Annotated in this window: 15 protein-coding genes and 2 tRNA genes; 3 read left to right on the top strand and 14 right to left on the bottom strand. The window is 58.9% G+C overall.

Annotation, left to right across the window (positions count from 1 at the left end; all coding sequences use genetic code 11):
• Positions 1 to 527 precede the first annotated feature (527 nt).
• On the top strand, positions 528 to 1,415 hold the full coding sequence (locus IE038_RS01770; RefSeq protein WP_189395016.1) for a hypothetical protein: 888 nt from the start codon (positions 528 to 530) through the stop codon (positions 1,413 to 1,415).
• A 107-nt stretch (positions 1,416 to 1,522) separates the two neighbouring features.
• Here IE038_RS01770 and IE038_RS01775 read toward each other — a convergent pair whose 3' ends face one another.
• The 7 genes from IE038_RS01775 to IE038_RS01805 all read right to left on the bottom strand — a co-directional run bounded on the left by IE038_RS01775 (position 1,523) and on the right by IE038_RS01805 (position 8,530).
• Positions 1,523 to 2,416, bottom strand: coding sequence for a hypothetical protein (locus IE038_RS01775; protein ID WP_189395017.1), 894 nt, complete (start codon positions 2,414 to 2,416; stop codon positions 1,523 to 1,525).
• Between the two features lie 1,464 nt (positions 2,417 to 3,880).
• Positions 3,881 to 3,956, bottom strand: a tRNA-Thr gene (locus tag IE038_RS01780).
• A 350-nt stretch (positions 3,957 to 4,306) separates the two neighbouring features.
• On the bottom strand, positions 4,307 to 5,572 hold the full coding sequence (locus IE038_RS01785) for a methyltransferase (RefSeq protein WP_189395018.1): 1,266 nt from the start codon (positions 5,570 to 5,572) through the stop codon (positions 4,307 to 4,309).
• Positions 5,553 to 6,242 carry an ABC transporter permease gene (locus IE038_RS01790; RefSeq protein WP_065761804.1) on the bottom strand — a complete coding sequence of 230 codons (690 nt, stop codon included), beginning with the start codon at positions 6,240 to 6,242 and terminating at the stop codon, positions 5,553 to 5,555. The genes IE038_RS01785 and IE038_RS01790 overlap by 20 nt, the downstream gene beginning before the upstream one ends.
• A complete protein-coding gene (locus tag IE038_RS01795) occupies positions 6,239 to 6,934 on the bottom strand; it encodes an ABC transporter permease (RefSeq protein ID WP_163935761.1) in 696 nt (231 codons plus the stop codon). The genes IE038_RS01790 and IE038_RS01795 overlap by 4 nt, the downstream gene beginning before the upstream one ends.
• 56 nt (positions 6,935 to 6,990) lie before the next feature.
• Positions 6,991 to 7,743, bottom strand: coding sequence for an ABC transporter substrate-binding protein (locus IE038_RS01800; RefSeq protein WP_102052226.1), 753 nt, complete (start codon positions 7,741 to 7,743; stop codon positions 6,991 to 6,993).
• Positions 7,744 to 7,756: 13 nt separating this feature from the next.
• Entirely contained in the window at positions 7,757 to 8,530 is a 774-nt protein-coding gene (locus IE038_RS01805; protein ID WP_163935764.1) for an ABC transporter ATP-binding protein, read from the bottom strand.
• Between the two features lie 600 nt (positions 8,531 to 9,130).
• Here IE038_RS01805 and gabP point away from each other — a divergent pair.
• Positions 9,131 to 10,525: a GABA permease gene (gene gabP / locus IE038_RS01810; protein WP_163935767.1), complete on the top strand. Its 1,395-nt coding sequence runs from the start codon at positions 9,131 to 9,133 to the stop codon at positions 10,523 to 10,525.
• A 211-nt stretch (positions 10,526 to 10,736) separates the two neighbouring features.
• On the opposite strand, the gene IE038_RS01815 is transcribed toward gabP, so the two are convergent.
• From IE038_RS01815 to panM, 7 genes are all read right to left on the bottom strand, one after another.
• Positions 10,737 to 11,180: a hypothetical protein gene (locus IE038_RS01815; protein WP_065761809.1), complete on the bottom strand. Its 444-nt coding sequence runs from the start codon at positions 11,178 to 11,180 to the stop codon at positions 10,737 to 10,739.
• A 101-nt stretch (positions 11,181 to 11,281) separates the two neighbouring features.
• Positions 11,282 to 12,178, bottom strand: coding sequence for a polyphosphate kinase 2 (ppk2, locus tag IE038_RS01820; protein ID WP_163935844.1), 897 nt, complete (start codon positions 12,176 to 12,178; stop codon positions 11,282 to 11,284).
• Between the two features lie 380 nt (positions 12,179 to 12,558).
• Positions 12,559 to 12,634 (bottom strand) — tRNA-Phe (locus IE038_RS01825).
• Between the two features lie 91 nt (positions 12,635 to 12,725).
• Positions 12,726 to 12,998, bottom strand: a complete 273-nt coding sequence (locus tag IE038_RS01830; RefSeq protein ID WP_065760226.1) for an oxidative damage protection protein — start codon at positions 12,996 to 12,998, stop codon at positions 12,726 to 12,728.
• Positions 12,995 to 14,062 (bottom strand): A/G-specific adenine glycosylase, encoded by a 1,068-nt coding sequence (mutY, locus tag IE038_RS01835; RefSeq protein WP_163935770.1) that lies wholly within the window; start codon positions 14,060 to 14,062, stop codon positions 12,995 to 12,997. The genes IE038_RS01830 and mutY overlap by 4 nt, the downstream gene beginning before the upstream one ends.
• Positions 14,059 to 16,296 carry an AsmA family protein gene (locus tag IE038_RS01840; RefSeq protein WP_163935773.1) on the bottom strand — a complete coding sequence of 746 codons (2,238 nt, stop codon included), beginning with the start codon at positions 16,294 to 16,296 and terminating at the stop codon, positions 14,059 to 14,061. The genes mutY and IE038_RS01840 overlap by 4 nt, the downstream gene beginning before the upstream one ends.
• Positions 16,297 to 16,387: 91 nt before the next feature.
• On the bottom strand, positions 16,388 to 16,795 hold the full coding sequence (gene panM / locus IE038_RS01845) for an aspartate 1-decarboxylase autocleavage activator PanM (RefSeq protein WP_163935793.1): 408 nt from the start codon (positions 16,793 to 16,795) through the stop codon (positions 16,388 to 16,390).
• A 223-nt stretch (positions 16,796 to 17,018) separates the two neighbouring features.
• Here panM and IE038_RS01850 point away from each other — a divergent pair, with 223 nt between their 5' ends.
• On the top strand, positions 17,019 to 18,677 hold the full coding sequence (locus tag IE038_RS01850; RefSeq protein WP_163935797.1) for an OFA family MFS transporter: 1,659 nt from the start codon (positions 17,019 to 17,021) through the stop codon (positions 18,675 to 18,677).
• Positions 18,678 to 18,842: the final 165 nt, after the last annotated feature.

Here is an 18,842-nt window from a genome sequence, read left to right on the forward strand (position 1 = left end):
CCCGTATCAAGCGCCGACAACCGATAGCCGTACTTCAGAAACCGAAGCCTGCACAAGGCGATGTGGGGCTGCTCTTGCCAGCTAAACATGTGGGAGCGGGTCTTGCCCGCGATGTAGGCACCGCGCACTCGTTGACACTCCACTGACGCCATCGCAGGCAAGCCTGCATCCCACAGGGAATGCGTGAGGTTGCGGCATTTTGTAGAAACAAAGAAGGTCCACTTTTAGGTGAAATTTCTTTGGTAGTGCGTATGGGGCTGCGCCAGACGTACGGTTTTTAGGTGTTGAATCCCTGTTTTCGTGGAGCTGGAATTTAGTGGATTTTTGGACGTGCCTCATACTGTGACTATAAATAAATCAGCTAATTATGGCTTTTGGTGGAATCGAACCCAGATCTTCCATAGGATCCAGCGAAGAAATTTCCGAGGTGGAATCGCAGAGGAGTGCAATTTGCGCTGGCGGCAATATTCTTGATGATGGCAATATGGGTATCAATGTCAGTAAATGAGATGGAGCTTTGGTCTTAAATGATTGGTGATAAACTTCAGATCGCGTTTCGAAAAAATTCGAAAGGCGCACGCGGGGAGATTTCGCTATTCCGCGCCTTCATAAAATCGTTTAATGCGCTTGGCAGTGAAGCACTTGCTAAAGAATATCATGGGAACCGCTACCAGGTAACCTTCGATGAAGGTCGAGGTGCTGGCCGTCCAATGCCTCGATGTGAACTGTGCGACGTTATGATCGTAAGTTATCCAAAGGGAAAGCCTTGGGACGCACGAGTTACGTTCAATCAAGTAAAAGTATCTGGCTCTGCATTTGGTTGTGGTTGGTCGCCTACCTTACATCGCTCATATCGTTTTCGTGCAAATCTTGAACAATGGGATTTACTATCAAACAGGCCATCCATTAATCCGGCGACAACTATATTCACCCCGCCAGCAGGGCTTTTGAGAGATGCTTTGCTGCCATCAGTTGGGTCATTTGGGGTGTTCTATCCGTCGACTGTGGGGTTTGAGTTCGCCTACTTCGTTGCTAATGGCTTGAATCCACTGAACAACAGCCCAGGCCGTTCAGGGACACTTGAGTGGAACTCACCGATGCGTAAGGTCCGGACGATAGGCGGGTATGATGAAGTATTAGGAACATGCTGCCTAAAATATTTTGGAGCAGGGATTGAGAGCGGATATGTTGGGACGCCATTAGCACAATTATTTAATGGCACGCCAGGGGGGCAACAGAGTCGAGCTTGGATCAGGAAAATTCTGGTATCCCTTCAAAGTGAGAATCCGGAATCAATGCTTCCAAGGGAGTTGTTACAGGGATTAGAGCTTCAATTCGAGCTGGGTGATGAAAATCGAAATATGGCCGGAGCCGGATACTCAGTTCCTCGCGCCGTTCTACTAATTAGGACGTAAGTTTCCGGTAGTGGCTATATTGGGAATGAGAGCGGCTATCTTACCATTCTCGCGATGCTCCAACTTTCAGTTCTAGGCGCCCCATGCTGCTAAATAATATGGGCGGACTATATGGCCTCTATTCTCTGTGAGGGGATGGCATTCAAAATCCAGCATTCTTGATGGACGTACAGCAACGAAGCACTCATTGAGTAATTTTTGTGCGCCGCCTGGAGCGCTAAATCAGTCGAAGGGTTCTGATTTGCATCGAAAGCTTGCTTGGCGGCAACAAATTTTGCTTGAAGATCTGATGAGCCAATCAATGCGTTTGTTTTCATGTTTTTGTTGGCGCCGTTAGAGCAGACTCCGGCAAATTTGTACGAGTCCATAATGGTGAATTTCCCATCCCCGTCTATATCTACAGGTGACGACAACCATTTGAATGAGAAAAGTAAAAATATATTGGCATGCCAAGATACGGGGCCGGATAAAAAAGCCTCTGTTGTATGAAGACTAAGGCTTTCATGAAGGTTTGTGGCGCCGATAAATATAATTTCAGGATCTGCCTCGCCGTCATCTTTTTTCTTACTGCCAGCGCCGATATAATTGAATACGCCAGCGTAGCATTGTCCGAGGTATACCACGGCATGCTTCAAGTTAGGTGAAGACTTTAGGCAGTTCAGAAGGGCGTGAGGGGTTACCGGTGGAGCAGCGTCTATACCAAGTGGGCCGCCATGTCCAGTTACAAACATCACGATATTTTCATGCTTATTAACTGTTTGATCTGCGAAGAAATCTTTAGATTCTTTAAGGTTTAACTGAGATGCAGTTCCGCTTTTAAGGAAATTTTCGATTGAGGCGCGGTCTGAGCCATCAACATAGATTTCGATGTCGGAGATACTAACGCCAGCCTTTTCTAAGCAAAGAATACCAAAAGCAAGATCTGTAATGTGGCGGGTTTCTGGCTCATTTGCTGCGGATAAAAACAAGACCCATTTGGTGTTGCCGCCTATCAAACTCATTAATTAAAAATCCTTGTTTATCATCCGATGATTAGAATAGGCGGGTGTTGCTAAGTGAAATAGGTCTATGGATATCGGAAAAATAAAAAATCTCATCTATCTCGATTTTTTCAGACGATGGTTCTACTTGGTATAGTAATTTGCCTCTGTCGTCCAGTTTGTATATCTTTGAGTCGGTTTTGAGATAAAAAGATGCTGTACTAGAGGTTGAATCTTCTGACTTGAATAGCAGCCACTCTCCCATGTTGACACACTCTTTGACAGAGTCGTCAATGTCTGGGAGCCTGCTAGACAATATATCATGAAGTTTCATTTCAACCCTCGCCTGATTCTATAGAAGCATTCCGCAAAAATGCTTATGTAATGTCGCCGTATGCTAGTACAGGCATGCTTTTTTTGCACCCGGCTGAAACAATTTTTCATCCTGCTAGCCCTGAATCTTTTTCGGCCAACACACCTCCTCCATCCGTAGGAGCCCCACGTTCGAGGCTCCGCAGCCCTCCACGATCTCAGAGGTCGAGCTGCATCGGTTTACTAGACCGTCAGTAAGCTACGGTCGCAGCATTACAGCCCATGCGATGAATGGCAGTCTAGAGGGGGAGAGCTCACACCCCATGACCCTTATCTCCCCACGTCATCCCGCCAAGAATGCTGAGTGTTATCAGGGATCAAGGCCCCTGCGACCTGTGGGGAATGTCCACTACGCGGGACTGGCGGCTCCTTACGACCGGGAGCAAGGGCCTCTCATGATCTGGCCTCCTGAGCACCGTTGTCGGTTGGCGGGTGGAGGCTGCACTGGCTGACGAGACCAGCGCCGCGAGATCCTGAGCCGGGTGGAGGCAGTGATGCGATGACCGGGGCATGCCTGACTGTCAGTCAGGTGCAGGCCATTCTTTGGGCTGCGGCACCATCATCTGCATCGCTGTTGCTGGTGGCTTTGGTGTTTGTCACGCCGGTTGTCACGAGGGGAGTTGCCGTACCGTTCATATAAGAGAAGGGGTCGCGACCACTCTTGAAGTGGCCGAGCAACCTGCTGGATGCCAATCGCTTATGGGGATAACCGCCACGGCCTGACAGTTCACTGAACAGGCTGCTGTTTGGGTGGCTTTTTTATTGTGGTGGGGCCTGAGTCGTGGGGTGGGTTGAGATTGTTATCGCAGGCAAGCCTGCTCCCACAGGGGCTGCATTTGTTGTAGGCGCAGCTGTCTTGATCAGGGGGCTGCCTTGCGTCTTGAGTGGTCTACGAGCGAGTCAGTGTGCATCGTTCTGTGGCAGGTAGGGTGACGGTAGGCGGATACGCGTTGGGTTCCATCAGGTGGAACGGAAGGTCGAGCTGGTCGAGCTGCTTCGGGCGCGAGGGGGAACGGGGACTTTGGCGGATGGCTGTTTGAACGGATTTGGCTCGGATAACCGCCAGAAACAAAAAAGGCCCACCTTTCGGTGAGCCTTCTTTGGTACTGCGTATGGTGCCGGCACCAGGAATCGAACCCGGGACCTACTGATTACAAGTCAGTTGCTCTACCATCTGAGCTATACCGGCTTAGGGGCGCTATTATAGCCATCGGTTTGGTTATGTAAACCACTTCTGTAGCACTTATTGCGTAGGTTTTTTCTTTTCATTCTCTGCCGCCCGGTTTTGCCCTGCAATGGCGGGGTTTTTTGGCGCTTTCGGCGTGTGATCTGGCGGCGCTGAAAGCCTTATTCACAATCGCTATGTCACGCTGCTGCCGGGTTCCTGTCCTTTAAAACAGTCGTTTGTGTTTGCGCAAATAGCTGTTTTTTCTCGCTTAAAACCCATGGCTAAAAAATGATCAGGCGCTGTTTCGCCTTGGATCCAGGGCTTTCAAGGGGTTTTCAAAAAAGTCATCAACAGAGTTATCCACAGGCTGTTCACTGGGCTGGGGTGCGTTCGGCCAGTAGCATCAGGTTGCGTGGGGTGAGGGTGTAGTCGCAGAACTGCCCGAGCTGTACCCGGTAGCCTTGGGCTTGCAGGTAGAGGGCGCGGTCGAGCACCAGCCACAGTTCCAGCGGGCGGCGGAACAGGTTGCGCAGCAGTTCCAGGTTGCGCACTTCGGCCAGCCTCGTTTGGCCTGCAGCTTCCAGGGTATCCCAGTCGGGGTTGCCGTGCAGGGGCAGGCCTTTGAGGGCGGCGAGGTCGCGGCAGTAGTCGGCGAAGGGTTTGTCTAGCCAGCTGCTGGGCAGTGACGGGGTGGGCAGGTAGGCGTCGATACCGCGTTGTTGGCGTTGCAGCAAGTCGAAGCCGAGGCGGCGGGCCATGGACAGGTCGCGTTGGCGGCGTACCCGGGCGCCAGCGGTGACGGTTTCGCTCAGTGGCAGGCCCAGGTCGTCGAGGCTCAGTTGCAGCGCCGAGGCCTGGGCTGCGTTCGACAGCGGTTGGTAGACCGGGCCTTGGGTGCGGTTGTAGCAGCACGGGGCGATGGCCAGTTGGTTGCAACCACGGGCGCTGGCCAGTTGCATCAAGCGCACGTGCAGGTCGCCGCAGGCGTGCAGGGCCACGGGGGTGTGCTGTGGGCTGAGTTGCTGGTCGGTGTTGTCGGCCAGCACATCCTGCAGGCGGTGTTCGGCGTTCAGGCTGTGGTGTTGGCTAAGTGCTTGGCCGGCCTGCACCAGGGCTGGGTCGTATTCCAGGCAGGTCAGGTGCTGGTCGTTGTGCAGCAGGCGGCGGCCCAGGTGGCCTTTGCCTGCGCACCAGTCGAGCCAGTGGTGCGGGGTGTGGGTGAAGCCCAGGTGGCTGGCGAAGGCTTCGATCTGTTGCCATTTGCGCCCCGGTACGTCGACGTTCAGCCGCGACGGGGCCGGGGCGATGGCGATGGCGGGCAGTTCGCCGACCGCCGCCAGTTGTGCGGCCTGTGCCGCCAGCTGTGGATAAGGCGCTGGTGCGTCGAGTGTTTCCGGGTGGTTGTGGGCGGCTTCGGCGTCGCTCAGTGTGCGTTGGCGCAGCCACTGGGCCAGGGCAGGGTGCTCGGTTTCCCACGGCAGTTGGCGTTCGGTGAACGGGCGCGGGCGCCAGAGTGCCTGGTGTTGCCGCAGGAAGTGGTCGAGGGCCTGGAAGCGGCTGAGCAGGTCCGCGTCAGCCAGGGCAGCAGCGGGGCCGGAGGCGGCCCCGCTTGCCGGTTTAGCGGCCTTGGCAGGCATCGACTCGCAGCCAGCGTTCGAGCAGCTTGAAGCCGTTTACCAGCAGGAAGGAGATCAGCAGGTAGAACAGCCCGGCAGCGAAGAAGATCTCTACCGGCAGGTAGGTGCGGGCGATGATGGTACGCGCCATGCCGGTCAGTTCCAGCAGGGTGACGGTACTGGCCAGGGCACTGGCCTTGAGCATCAGGATCACTTCGTTGCTGTAGGCCGGCAGGCCGATCCGTGCGGCACGCGGCAGCATGATGTAGAACAGCGCCTTGGCCTTGGACATGCCTAGCGCCCGGGCGGCTTCGATCTCGCCTCGAGGGATGGCCTGCAGCGCACCGCGCAGGATCTCGGCGATGTAGGCGGCGGTGTGCAGGGTCATGGTCAGCACCGTACACCAGAACGGGTCACGCAGGTATGGCCACAGGGCGCTGCTGCGCACGGCGTCGAACTGGGCCAGGCCGTAGTAGACCAGGAACAGTTGCACCAGCAGCGGGGTGCCACGGAAGAAGAAGATGTAGCTGAAGGGCACGGCACGGACATACCAGTGCCGCGACGAGCGGGCGATGCCCAGCGGGATGGCCAGGATCAGCCCGGCGATCACCGCGATGGCGACCAGTTCCAGGGTGAGTGTGGCGCCTTGGGCCAGGCGTGGCAGCCACTTGATGATGACTTCCCAGTTCATTGGTTGGCCCTCGCGAAGCCGCGTGCGGCGCGTTTTTCCATGAAGTGCATGCCGGTCATGGCGATGATGGTCAGGCCCAGGTAGATGAAGGCGGCAACCATATAGAAGGTGAACGGCTGTTTGCTGACCGTCACGGCGATCTGCGAGTGACGCATGATTTCTTCCAGGCCGATCACCGAGACCAGCGCGGTGTCTTTCATCAGGATCATGAACAGGTTGCCCAGGCCGGGCAGGGCGATGCGCCACATTTGCGGCAGGATCAGCTTGGAGAAGATCCGGCCTTTGGACAGGCCCAGGGCCAGGCCCGCTTCACGGTGGCCCTTGGGAATGGCCAGGATCGCACCACGGAAGACTTCCGTGGCATAGGCGCCGAAGCACAGGCCGAGGGCGATGACGCCCGCGGCGAAGGCGTTGAGCTCCAGGCCAGGCATGTTCAGGGCTTCGCCCAGCCGGTTCATCAGGCTGACGGTGCCGAAGTAGATCAACAGTACCCACAGCAGTTCAGGTACGCCACGTACCAGGGTGGAGTAGAAACCACCGAGCCATTGCAGGGGTTTGTATGGCGAGGTTTTGGCCAGGGCGCCGAGCAGGCCCAGGACCAGCCCCAGTGCCAGGGCACACAACGCCAGTTTGACGGTCATCAAGGTACCGGCAGCAAGTGCCGGGCCGAATCCGTAGAGGTCGATATTCATGGGCAGGTTTGTTCAAGGGACGGGCACCGCCGCAAGGGCGGTGCCGGTCGGGGGGATCAGTAGATACTGAACGGGAAGTACTTGTCGTTGATCTTCTTGTACGTGCCGTCGGCGATGATTTCTTTCAGCGCAGCGTTCAGCTTCTCGCGCAGTGGGTCGCCTTTACGCACGGCGATACCGACTTCGTCACTCTCGACCACGGGGTCGCCCTTGAACTCGTAGTTCTTGCCGGCGTCGGTTTTCAGCCAGTCATAGTTGACGTACTTGTCGGCGAGGATCGCGTCGACCCGGCCGGAAGTCAGGTCCAGGTAGGCGTTTTCCTGGGTGTCGTAGAGTTTGATGTCGATGTCGCTGCCGTAGTTGTCTTCCAGCCAGGTGCCCGCGAGGGTGGCGCGCTGGGTGCCGATCACCTTGCCTTTGAGCGAGGCCTTGTCGGTCTTGAAGTCGACGTTTTTCGGCGCGATGAACTGCAGTTTGTTCGAGTAGTAGCGGTCGGTGAAGTCAACGGCCTGCTTGCGCTCGTCGGTGATCGACAGCGAGGAGATCAGGAAGTCGAACTTCTTGGCGTTCAGGGCCGGGATGATGCCGTCCCAGTCCGAGGTGACGACGTCGCATTCGACTTTCATCTTGGCGCACAGGGCGTCGCCGATGTCTTTGTCGAAGCCGACGACCTGGCCGCTGGCATCCTTGTTGTTGAACGGCGGGTAGGCCGCCTCGATGCCCATCTTCAGTTTTTCGGCAGCCATGGCATTGGCCGAAAACACCAGCGTGGCGGCAGCGGCCAGGAGGAATTTCTTATAGCTCTGCATGCGTGTTGCTCCGTTAGCGGTTGCTGGACATGAATTGTTTGCAGCGCGCCGAGTTCGGGTTTTCAAAAACCTGCTGCGGCGATCCTTGCTCTTCGATCAGGCCTTGGTGCAGGAAGATCACTTCGCTGGACACCTGGCGGGCAAAGCCCATTTCGTGGGTAACCAGTAGCATGGTTCGACCTTCTTCGGCCAGCGCACGGATCACGTTGAGCACTTCCTGGACCATTTCCGGGTCCAGTGCCGAGGTGGGCTCGTCAAACAGGATGACCTTGGGTTGCATGGCCAGGGTCCGGGCGATGGCGGCCCGCTGTTGTTGCCCGCCAGACAGTTCGGCAGGGTAGGCGTGGCGCTTGTGGTGAATGCCGACCTTGTCCAGCAGCGCTTCGGCGGCTTCGGTGGCTTCGGCCTTGCTCTGGCCCAGGACGCGACGAGGTGCCTCGATGATGTTGTCGAGGATGGTCATGTGCGGCCAGAGGTTGAAGTTCTGGAAGACGAAGCCGATCTCGCTGCGCATGCGATTGATCTGCTTGTTGTCAGCGGCGACCAGCTCGCCGTTTTTTGCCGCCTTCAGGCGCAGCTCTTCACCGGCGACAAGGATTTGGCCTTGGTGCGGGTTTTCCAGCAGGTTGATGCAGCGCAGCAGGGTGGACTTGCCTGAACCCGAAGACCCCAGAATCGAGATCACGTCGCCGTCGCGTGCGGTCAGCGAAATACCCTTGAGTATCTCCACGCTACCGTAGCGTTTGTGCAGGTTGCGGATTTCAAGCGCGGGCGTGGCCTGGGCCATGTGCGGTCCTCATGAGTTCTGATGCGCTCCTGCTGTTGTAGGCCTTCCTGGCGTGGCGCCACGCTAGCATAGCGTTCTGACGGCCGCCAACAGCGTCGGGCGGGGCAAACGGCTGGGGTGAGGGCAGGTGTCGCATCGTTGCAGCGGACTGTCGCGCCAATGTCCGCCTGCTCCCATTTCCAGGGCCGGAGCCTTGATGAAAAAAGGCGCGATGGTGCCAGTTTTGGTCGGTACTTGGAAGCCGTATTTAGTCCTGTGCCCTTCGGACTGTCTTCGGGTTGCACTTTTGGGTTGCACTTTAATTGCGCAAAAAATGTGCACAGGTGTTACCTCTGGCCGGTTTCGGTGCACCTGCCTGCATGTGTAACTGAGTATTTCGGTAATCTGAGGTGCAATGCCATCAAATGGTGGCCTTTTGGCCAGCTTCTGACCGAAAGGCCCGCAAGGCTCGTTGTAGAGGGTTGCACTGAGTACGCAATGGCAACTGACAGTTTTTGGCGCAGTTCTTGCTCCAGGCACCGGTAACAGGACGTAGCAGTCTTTCTTTACGAAGGGTGTGATTCAGGATTAGAGCGCCCATTCCTCGCTATAGGTAGTTTTATGAGCGGTACGCACAATTCCAACGACCTCGCTCAGGGGCTCAAGCAACGGCATGTCACCATGCTGTCCATCGCGGGTGTAATCGGTGCCGGTTTGTTCGTCGGTTCAGGCCATGCTATCGCCGAAGCCGGCCCTGCCGTGCTGCTGGCCTACGCCGCTGCCGGTACGCTGGTGGTACTGGTAATGCGCATGTTGGCCGAAATGGCCGTGGCTTCTCCGGACACCGGTTCGTTCTCCACCTACGCCGACAAGGCCATTGGTCATTGGGCTGGCTTCACCATCGGCTGGTTGTACTGGTGGTTCTGGGTGTTGGTGATCCCGCTGGAGGCCAACGCCGCCGCGACCATCTTGCATGCCTGGTTTCCGAATGTCGCGATCTGGGCCTTTACCCTGATCATTACCCTGTTGCTGACGGCAACCAACCTGTTCAGCGTGAAGAACTACGGTGAGTTCGAGTTCTGGTTCGCCTTGATGAAGGTGGTGGCGATCATCGGCTTCATCATTCTCGGGCTGGCGGCGATCTTCGGTTTCATGCCGAACAGCCAGGTCAGTGGTGTCAGCCACCTGTTCGATACCCAGGGCTTCATGCCTAACGGGATGGGGGCGGTGCTGGCGGCCATGCTGACCACCATGTTCTCGTTCATGGGTACTGAGATCGTCACCATTGCGGCGGCCGAATCGAAAGACCCATGCAAGCAGATCACCAAGGCGACCAACTCGGTCATCTGGCGGATCTGCCTGTTCTACCTCGTGTCGATCTTTATCGTCGTGGCGCTGGTGCCGTGGAACCATGGCCCGCTGGCAGAAGTCGGTTCCTACCAGACCGTGCTGAACCTGATCGGTGTGCCGAATGCCAAGGTGATCGTCGACATCGTCGTGTTGATCGCGGTAACCAGCTGCCTGAACTCGGCGCTGTACACCTCCTCGCGCATGCTGTTCTCCCTGAGCAAGCGTGGTGATGCACCGGCAATTGCCCAGCGCACCAACGGCAGTGGTACGCCGCACTGGGCGGTGCTGTTGTCGACGGCTGCCGCTTTCCTGGCCGTGTTCGCCAACTATGTCGCGCCGGCGGCGGTGTTCGAGTTCCTGCTGGCCAGCTCTGGCGCCATTGCCTTGCTGGTGTACCTGGTGATCGCCATCTCGCAACTGCGTATGCGTCGTCAGCGCATGGCCCGTGGTGAGAGGATCGCCTTCAAGATGTGGCTGTTCCCGGGCCTGACCTGGGCGACCATCCTGTTCATCGTGGGCATCCTGACCGTCATGCTGATCCGTCCGGACCATCGGGTAGAGATCATCGCGACTGGCCTGCTGACCATCGCCGTGGTTGCTGCTGGCCTGCTGACGGCGCGCAAGCACAAGGCCCTGGCCGCTGGGCGTGCCGTGCTGAACAACTGATATAAGGCTGTTGAACAAAAAGGCCGCTACCCGAAAGGGAGCGGCCTTTTTGTTACTGTGGGCGCAGAGCTTGCTGACACCCCGCTAATCCCATCGCAGGCAAGCCTCCCACAGGGCTGCATTGTTTCCGCACTTGTGGGAGCGGGTCTTGCCCGCGATGCAGGCGCCGCGCATTGAAGCGATCACAGCCCAGAGGGCTGCACGGTTTCTGTTAGGCCGGGCGTTTCTGTACTTTCGAGACGGCTTCCGAGGCGGCGACATAGGCTTCCTGGAATTCGTCGCTTTCCAGCCAGGCCATTGCGGTGGCTTCGTCGGCGTCGTCGAGCCATTTGCGGTAGGCGCAGAAGACCATGACGATGTAGTCGGTCGATTGCTCTTCCTTGTGCCCCTTGAGCACCAGGGCCAGCAATGGGTCGACGAGGAATACCGCGATCATCGCCTGCAGGCCGTTGTCTTGCGCCTGGGCCTGTTTCATTTTCTCGAACAGGGCGTTGTAGCTGCCCGAGTTCATGGCCTTGTTGAACACCTGCTCAACGCCCACGCTGGAGGCGTCAGACGAGCTCTTGACTGCCTGCCCACTGCGCACCATTCGGTTTTCCCGGGCCTTGTTGGCGGCGCGTTTGGCGCGTTTCTGTTGTTTGCTGCTGGAGGCCATCGATGAAATCCTTGAAATGAGCTGATGCGTCCGGCTATTGAAACGCAGTTGGTAAGGAAACCCAAGCTGCGTCTGGTGCGTTGTAGTCGGCGGCAGGTGGCTCAGGCAGGCAGTGAGAGTGGCTGAGTGCTCGTCTCAAGCCGGTGCTCGGTGCCTGTTCTTTCGTCTTCCTCGATGACCCGTGACGCACGGTCGACCAGCAGTGGGTCTGGCTGGTGGGCCACTTTCAGGTTCTTGCCCGGGTAGTCGAGCGAATGCAGGAAGTGGCGAATGCAGTTGAGGCGCGCGCGCTTCTTGTCATCCGACTTGATCACGGTCCAGGGGGCGTCGGCGGTGTCGGTGTGGAAGAACATGGCTTCCTTGGCCGCGGTGTAGTCGTCCCAGCGGTCCAGCGACTTGATGTCGATGGGCGAGAGCTTCCAGTGCTTGAGCGGGTCGTCACGGCGCGAGATGAAGCGACGCAGTTGCTCTTCACGGTCCACCGAGAACCAGTACTTGAACAACAGGATGCCGCTGTTGCAGAGCATGCGCTCAAGGTCTGGCGCCTGGCGCATGAATTCCAGGTACTGCAACGGGGTGCAGAATTCCATCACCCGCTCGACGCCGGCGCGGTTGTACCAGGAGCGGTCGAAGAAGACCATTTCACCCGCCGTGGGCAGGTGCTGGATGTAGCGCTGGAAGTACCACTGGCCCTTTTCCTGTTCGGAAGGCTTCTCCAGGGCGACGATTCGCGCGCCACGCGGGTTCAGGTGCTCCATGAAGCGTTTGATGGTGCCGCCTTTGCCTGCCGCGTCACGGCCTTCAAAAAGCACGACGATCCGTTGCCCGGTTTCCTTGACCCAGTTTTGCACCTTGAGCAGTTCGATCTGCAACTCGTGCTTGGCCTTTTCGTATTCGGGGCGGCGCATGCGGTTGCGGTACGGGTAGCGGGCCGGAAGCTTCGCCGAGGAGCTGTCTTCGTTGGAGCCACGTGGTGCGGAAATCACCTGCAGGGCAATCGGTTGCTGGCTGGCGGTGCTGATTTCGGCTTCAAGGGCTTTGACTGCTGCCGGTTTGCTGGTGCTGCGTGCCCGGCGTGTGTGCGGTGTGGCGGCTTTGCGCGGGGCGCTTTTGCTGGTGGTGACCGCTGCGGTTGGCGTGGTGCTTTCAGGCAAGGCGTTGGGAAGGGAGTGGGCGGTGGATTCTTCGCTCATGGGAGACCTGTGTTCTCTCTCGGATGTCTAAAGGCATTTTAGGGATCCAAAAGTGATGGCACATTGACTCTAATCAACATTGTGTCGCTTCGCCGCGAGGTGACTAAACCCCAGAAAACAAAAAACCCGCACTAGGCGGGTTTCTTGATGTTTCAGAGGATGCTGGCACCATCTGAACTGAATGATGGTGCCCAGAGACGGAATCGAACCGCCGACACGGGGATTTTCAATCCCCTGCTCTACCGACTGAGCTATCTGGGCAACGGGGCGCATTAAAAGGCTTTTTCGGACTTAGGTCAAGCAAGTTTTGAAAAATTTTTTAATTAATACCGTCGCTTACGGTTTTACGGGGTTATTCGGCAGGTGGAACGTAGCCTTCGGCCTTGGCGTAATCCTCGCCGGAGAAGAACTTGTCCATCTCGCCCTGCAGGTATTTGCGGTCTTCGGCGTTCATCATGTTCAGGCGCTTCTCGTTGATCAGCATGGTCTGGTGTTTCTGCCAGTCGGCCCAGGCTTTCTGCGAGATGTGGTTGAAGATGTCTTCACCTTTGGCGCCCGGGTAAGGTTGGCGCTCCAGGCCTGGCAGTTCTTCTTTGTACTTGCGGCACATTACGGTACGGGTCATGACGACTCTCCTGAATTCAAGGCATCGGCTGCGCGTTTGAGCAGCTTTTTCACCGGGGCGGCAAGGCCCAGGCGCGGCGGGGTGGCGAGGTTATACCAGAGCCAGTCGGCCTCGGCCACGTGCTCGCCCTGATGGCCGACGTGTACCAGCCAGGGTTCGATGGCCAACTGGAAATGGCTGAAGGTGTGGGTCAGGCCGCTCAGTGCCTGACGGCGCTCCAGGGTCAACTGATGCTGTTCGGCGAGGTCTTCAAGGTCGGCCAGGGTATCGAGCTCCGGCAGGCTCCAGAGCCCGCCCCAGAGGCCGCTGGACGGTCGGCGATAAAGCAGGATCGCGCCTTCACGGTTGGCCAGCAGGGGCATCAGCGTACTGCGTTGTGGCAGGGTTTTACGCGGCTTGGGCAGCGGGTAGCGGGTTTCCTGGCCGAGCAGGTGTGCTTCGCAGCCGCGTTTGAGCGGGCAGAGCAGGCAACTGGGCTTGCTGCGGGTACACAGGGTGGCGCCCAGGTCCATCATGGCCTGGGTGTAGTGGTTCACCCGGTTGTGCGGGGTAAAACGCTCGGCGGTGGCCCACAGTGCCTTGGCCACCTTTGGCTCGCCGGGGTAACCCTCCTGGGCACTGTAGCGGGCCAGTACCCGTTTCACGTTGCCGTCGAGGATCGGTGCGCGCAGGCCCATGCTGATGCTGGCAATGGCACCGGCAGTGGACAGACCGATACCCGGCAGGTCGGTGAGCTTCTCCACGTCGCGGGGGAACTCGCCGGCGTACTGCTCGACAACGATCTTCGCGGTCTTCTGCAGGTTGCGGGCGCGGGTGTAATAGCCCAGGCCCGTCCACAGGTGCAGCACTTCGTCTTCCTCTGCTGCGGCCAGCGCCTCAACGGTCGGCAGGGCTTCCATGAAGCGCCCGAAGTAGTTGAGCACGGTGCTCACCTGGGTCTGCTGCAGCATGATTTCCGACACCCACACCCGATACGGGGTGATGCCCTGTTGCCAGGGCAGGTCGTGGCGGCCGTGTTGGTCATACCACTCCAGTACGGCACTGGAGAACTGCTCGGGACTCATTGCTTGAACAGCCCCTTGAGTGCGTCTTTCAATTCTGGAGATACCTTATCGCCTAATTTTTCGTTGATCTTTTCGCCGAGTTTGTCGCCGGCCAGCTTCGCTGCCACCTTGCCCAGGCCGTCCTTGTCGACGCGGCAGGCCTTGGCGCCGAGCTCCAGTGGGCCACGGCAATGCAGGGGCCACTCAAGGCCGACGTAGCGTGCACTGACCTGGCAGGCCGGGTCGGGCATGTCGCGCTTGTCACCTTCGATGATCACACCGACGCGGTAGTCCATGCCCAGTACCCGCAGGTCGAGGTCGCCGGCACCGTTGACGGTCAGGCCGGGAATTCGCACTTTCAGGTCTGGGTTGCTGGCCACGCCATTGCGCAATACCAGGCTGCCCTTGAGTTCTTCGAACGGGGTGTCCTTGCCGCGCGGCTCGCCACTCAGTGCCTTGCGGTTGAGCAGGGCGATGCCTTGGCAGAGTTGCTGTTCAAGGTTGGCGTTGACCAGCACGCCGTTGTTGATGGCGAAGCTGGCGTTGCCGTTGAGGGTGTCGATCAGCGCTTTCTGGCTGTTGCCGCTGGCGGTCAGGTCGCTCGTGAGGTCGAGCAGGCCCTTGAGCGGCGGGGTGTCGTCTTCGCCCTTGATGAAGTGTTCCACCGGTACCCGGTTGATCTGCGTGCTCAAGCCGATCTGCGGGATCGCCGGGCGCACGTCGAGCTTGCCTTTGCTCTCGAAGTCGCCGTTGTACAGGCCGCCACGCAGGGTTTCCAGGGTGAGCAGGCCGCCCTGGCCGCTGGCTTTGAGGCTGGCGTCTTCGATCGGCAGTTTTTTCAGGGTCAGCACTCCGAAGTTCAGGTCGGCTTGCAGGTCGAGTTGGCGCAGGCGTTCCACGGGCAGCAGCGTGTCACTGCTCCAGGCCACTTGGGTCGGTGCGTCCGGCAGCGGCGTGGTGCCGCCACCCGCGAGTGCGCCGGCTTCCTTGCCTTTGACGTCGGCCTTGCGTGCGGCGCTGGCACTGGCGGTGCTTTCGCTTTTAGCCGGCAGGTAGCGGTCAGCATCGAACTTGTCGGCCTTGAGCTGCAGGCGCAGGGCCTGTTTGGCGAAGTCGTCGATGGCGACCCGGCCGCTGAAGGTGCTGTCGTCGAGTTTTACCGTCAGGTCTTCCAGCGCCAGGCTGGTGCTGCTGCCTTGCAGGCGGCTGGCCAGTTCGAATTTGCTCAGGGTGGTGGCGTCGGCCATCGCTGGCAGGGGGTAGCCGATGCTGTCGAGGAAGGTCCGCAGGTTGAGCTGGGCGATGGACAGGCCGCCGGTGAGTTTCGGTGTCTTGTCCAGATCGCGCAGGTCCAGTTCGCCGAGGGCGCGCAGTTGGTTGGCGGAGACCTTCAGGCTGTTCCATTCGGCCACATTGGCGGCCAGGTCAACCAGCAGCTGGCCCTGGGCGGCAAAGGTCATGGTCTTGCCCTGCAGCGGCTCGCCGGAGGCTTCACCGCTGAGTTTCATGTCTTCGAGCTGGTAGCGCTTCAGGGCGCGGTCGAAGCGCAGTTCGCCGTTCAGTTCGGTGCGGGCGCGTACGACCGGTTGGCCGACGCTGAGAAATGCGGTGAGCTTCAGAGGGATGTTGACCCCTTCATGCACCGGCCCAGTGCTTAGCTGGATGCTTTCGGCATTGAAGGTCTGGCCGTTGCGCGCATCGCTGTACTGCACGCGGGCGTTGTTGACGGTGAGGCTGTCGATGTCCAGCTTGACCGGGCGTTCGTTGGCAGGGGCCGGTGGGCTGGTTTCGCCGGGTGCCGGCGTGGCTGTGGTCGCCGGCGCAGTGGTCGTGGCTGGGGCGCTGCCTGGCAATGGCTTGCCGAAGTCTTCCCAGTTGCCATGGCCGTTTTCGTCACGGGCCAGGGTCAGGTTCAACCCTTCGACCCGGACATCGCTCATTTGCACTTCGCGGCGCAGCAAGGGCAGCACGCGCACGGAAAGGCCAAGCATCTTCAGGTCGGCGAACGGGGTTTTCGGGGCATTCAGGGTCGCGATGCTGGCGTCGTGCAGTTCCAGGCCCAGCCAGGGGAACAGGCTCCAGCCGATGTCGCCGTTGAGGGTCAGCTCAATGTTGGCCTTGTCGCGAGCCAGCTGGCGAATCTCGTCTTTGTAGTCGTTGGGATCGAAGAGGTGGGTCAGGGCGAAGCCCAAAGCCACAATGATCAGCAACAACCCGAGAAGTACCAGCCCCAGGATTTTGCCGAACGCTTTCATGGGCGAGTCCTTGTAGTCCGATTTTTAGAAAATTCAGCCGCAGAGTATAGCGCTGCGAGTTTGGTTGCCGGTTTAAGTGCTCGCGCCGGCATTACGCGGTTGGGGACAGCTCCAGCGCCAGGTGCAGTTGGCTTGCCAGTGCCTGCATGGCCGCGCACTCGGTCGTGGCCTGCAGGCGCAGAGGTTGCCCGGCTTCGTGGGCCATTCGCTGTGCTTCGCTGACCAGTCGCAGGCCCACACCGCGTCGACGCGTCACACTGCGCACGCACAGGTGCGACAGGCGCCAGGTGTGATCCTGAGTGGTAAGGCGGGCAGCGCCTAGCAGGCGATCGTTGAACCGCGCAGCAATCAGGCTGCCGTCGGCCAAGGCTGCGGCCAGCCAGGCTTCGGCGGCTTCGCCAGGGGCGAACAGCTCGGCAGGTGCATCGGCGTAGATCTTCGCCAGGTCCAGTCGGTCTTGATGGCTTGGTGTACGCACGGCTTCGACAACGACAGGCATGTAGGTTCCTCGTTACAGGTCAGGTAGCTAGAAAAGGACGATATCAGATTGCTTTCAGTGAGCCCGGCAAATGGTACCCTTTCGCGGTTTTCAGGTACCTGTGTAGCGTTTTGCCGCATTTTACTGATTGCCTGCCGCTGGAACGTTCGCTGTCCGCGTGCGCCAAGGTCGAGGGTGGATGTGGGGCCTGCGAACCGTCCAGATCGATAAGGGAAAACAATAAATGAGCAGCATTACGGCAGGTGCGATTGTTCCTGCACCGAGCTTTTTGTCCAAGGAGCGCATCATCGCCCAGCCGGGCTTCAACCGCTGGCTGGTGCCGCCGGCAGCCTTGGCGATCCACCTGTGTATCGGCATGGCCTACGGCTTTTCGGTGTTCTGGTTGCCGCTGTCCAAGGCCATCGGTATCAGTGCGCCGGTTGCCTGCTCGGCAGACATGAGCTTTCTGACCCAGGCGTTTTCCTCGAGCTGTGACTGGCCGATCTCCATGCTGGGCTGGATCTACACGCTGTTTTTCATTTTTCTCGGCTGTTCGGCCGCGATCTGGGGTGGTTGGCTTGAGCATGCCGGCCCTCGCAAGGCCGGCGTGGTATCAGCGCTGTGCTGGTGCGGCGGCCTGCTGATTTCGGCGTTGGGTGTGTACACCCATCAACTGTGGCTGATGTGGCTGGGGTCCGGGGTGATTGGCGGTATTGGCCTGGGCCTGGGGTATATCTCGCCGGTGTCGACGCTGATCAAGTGGTTCCCGGACAAACGTGGCATGGCCACCGGTATGGCGATCATGGGCTTTGGTGGCGGGGCCATGGTCGGTGCGCCGCTTGCAGCGGCACTGATGAACCACTTCGCCAGTCCTGAGGGTGTTGGCGTCTGGCAGAGCTTTGTGGTGATGGCGGCGATTTACTTCGTCTTCATGATCGGCGGCGCGCTGGCCTACCGCGTACCGCCCTCCGGCTGGAAGCCTGAAGGCTGGGTCGCACCGCAGAAAAAAGCCAGCAATACGATGATTACCCATCGCCATGTGCATGTCAGCGTGGCCTGGAAAACCCCGCAGTTTGCCTTGGTCTGGCTGGTGCTGTGCCTGAACGTGTCGGCCGGTATCGGTATCCTCGGCATGGCCTCGCCGCTGCTGCAGGAGGTGTTTGCCGGGAAGTTGCTGGGGAACGACCTGCGTTTCAGCGAGCTGAATGCTGTGCAGTTGAATCAGATCGCTGCGATTGCCGCTGGTTTTACCGGCTTGCTCAGCCTGTTCAATATTGGCGGGCGGTTCTTCTGGGCCTCGTTCTCTGACTACATTGGCCGCAAGAACACCTATTTTGCCTTTTTCGCGCTGGGCTTCGCCCTGTATGCGCTGGTGCCGAACATGGGGCACCTGGGCAACGTGGTCCTGTTCGTGGCGGCGTTCTGCATCATCCTCTCCATGTACGGCGGTGGCTTTGCCACAGTACCGGCCTACCTGGCCGACCTGTTCGGCACGCACATGGTCGGTGCAATCCATGGTCGCCTGCTGACGGCCTGGGCGGCGGCGGGGGTGCTGGGGCCCGTGCTGGTCAACTACCTGCGTGAGTACCAGTTGAGCATTGGGGTCGAGCGGGCGGCTGCCTATGACATCACCTTGTACATCCTGGCCGGCTTGCTGGTGCTGGGCTTTATCTGCAATGCCCTGGTGCGCCCGGTGGCCGATAAGCACTTCATGACCGACGAACAACTGGCCGCCGAGGAAAAACGTTCGCAGGCCAACACCATCACCAGTGCCAAGGAGCTGGAATGGCACGCTTCTGCGGCGAGCATGCCGCTGGTGCTGGCGGCCTGGCTGGTGGTGGGCGTTCCGCTGGCCTGGGGCGTCTGGGCGACGCTGCAGAAGACTGCGGCGCTGTTCCATTAAGCCGTTTGCCGGCAGGGCAGGCACCTACGGGCATGTACAATGACTGTCAGGCGTCAGCCTTGTTGGCGATCAGGCCCCGCGCAGGCAGGCAGAAATTCCCTGCCATGCGTCATGTTCGTTTCAAGCCGAGCGTATCTGGGCCTATAATGGTCGCCTTTTTCGCCC

Origin of the sequence: Pseudomonas laurentiana, assembly GCF_014648275.1 — a bacterium.
Classification (GTDB): domain Bacteria; phylum Pseudomonadota; class Gammaproteobacteria; order Pseudomonadales; family Pseudomonadaceae; genus Aquipseudomonas; species Aquipseudomonas laurentiana.

What these genes read in the sequence shown, in the direction of transcription:
- IE038_RS01770 (WP_189395016.1), top strand. Translation starts at nt 528, where the DNA reads ATGATTGGTGATAAACTTCAGATCGCGTTTCGAAAAAATTCGAAAGGC.
- IE038_RS01775 (WP_189395017.1), bottom strand. Translation starts at nt 2,416, where the DNA reads ATGAGTTTGATAGGCGGCAACACCAAATGGGTCTTGTTTTTATCCGCA.
- IE038_RS01785 (WP_189395018.1), bottom strand. Translation starts at nt 5,572, where the DNA reads ATGCCTGCCAAGGCCGCTAAACCGGCAAGCGGGGCCGCCTCCGGCCCC.
- IE038_RS01790 (WP_065761804.1), bottom strand. Translation starts at nt 6,242, where the DNA reads ATGAACTGGGAAGTCATCATCAAGTGGCTGCCACGCCTGGCCCAAGGC.
- IE038_RS01795 (WP_163935761.1), bottom strand. Translation starts at nt 6,934, where the DNA reads ATGAATATCGACCTCTACGGATTCGGCCCGGCACTTGCTGCCGGTACC.
- IE038_RS01800 (WP_102052226.1), bottom strand. Translation starts at nt 7,743, where the DNA reads ATGCAGAGCTATAAGAAATTCCTCCTGGCCGCTGCCGCCACGCTGGTG.
- IE038_RS01805 (WP_163935764.1), bottom strand. Translation starts at nt 8,530, where the DNA reads ATGGCCCAGGCCACGCCCGCGCTTGAAATCCGCAACCTGCACAAACGC.
- gabP (WP_163935767.1), top strand. Translation starts at nt 9,131, where the DNA reads ATGAGCGGTACGCACAATTCCAACGACCTCGCTCAGGGGCTCAAGCAA.
- IE038_RS01815 (WP_065761809.1), bottom strand. Translation starts at nt 11,180, where the DNA reads ATGGCCTCCAGCAGCAAACAACAGAAACGCGCCAAACGCGCCGCCAAC.
- IE038_RS01830 (WP_065760226.1), bottom strand. Translation starts at nt 12,998, where the DNA reads ATGACCCGTACCGTAATGTGCCGCAAGTACAAAGAAGAACTGCCAGGC.
- mutY (WP_163935770.1), bottom strand. Translation starts at nt 14,062, where the DNA reads ATGAGTCCCGAGCAGTTCTCCAGTGCCGTACTGGAGTGGTATGACCAA.
- IE038_RS01840 (WP_163935773.1), bottom strand. Translation starts at nt 16,296, where the DNA reads ATGAAAGCGTTCGGCAAAATCCTGGGGCTGGTACTTCTCGGGTTGTTG.
- panM (WP_163935793.1), bottom strand. Translation starts at nt 16,795, where the DNA reads ATGCCTGTCGTTGTCGAAGCCGTGCGTACACCAAGCCATCAAGACCGA.
- IE038_RS01850 (WP_163935797.1), top strand. Translation starts at nt 17,019, where the DNA reads ATGAGCAGCATTACGGCAGGTGCGATTGTTCCTGCACCGAGCTTTTTG.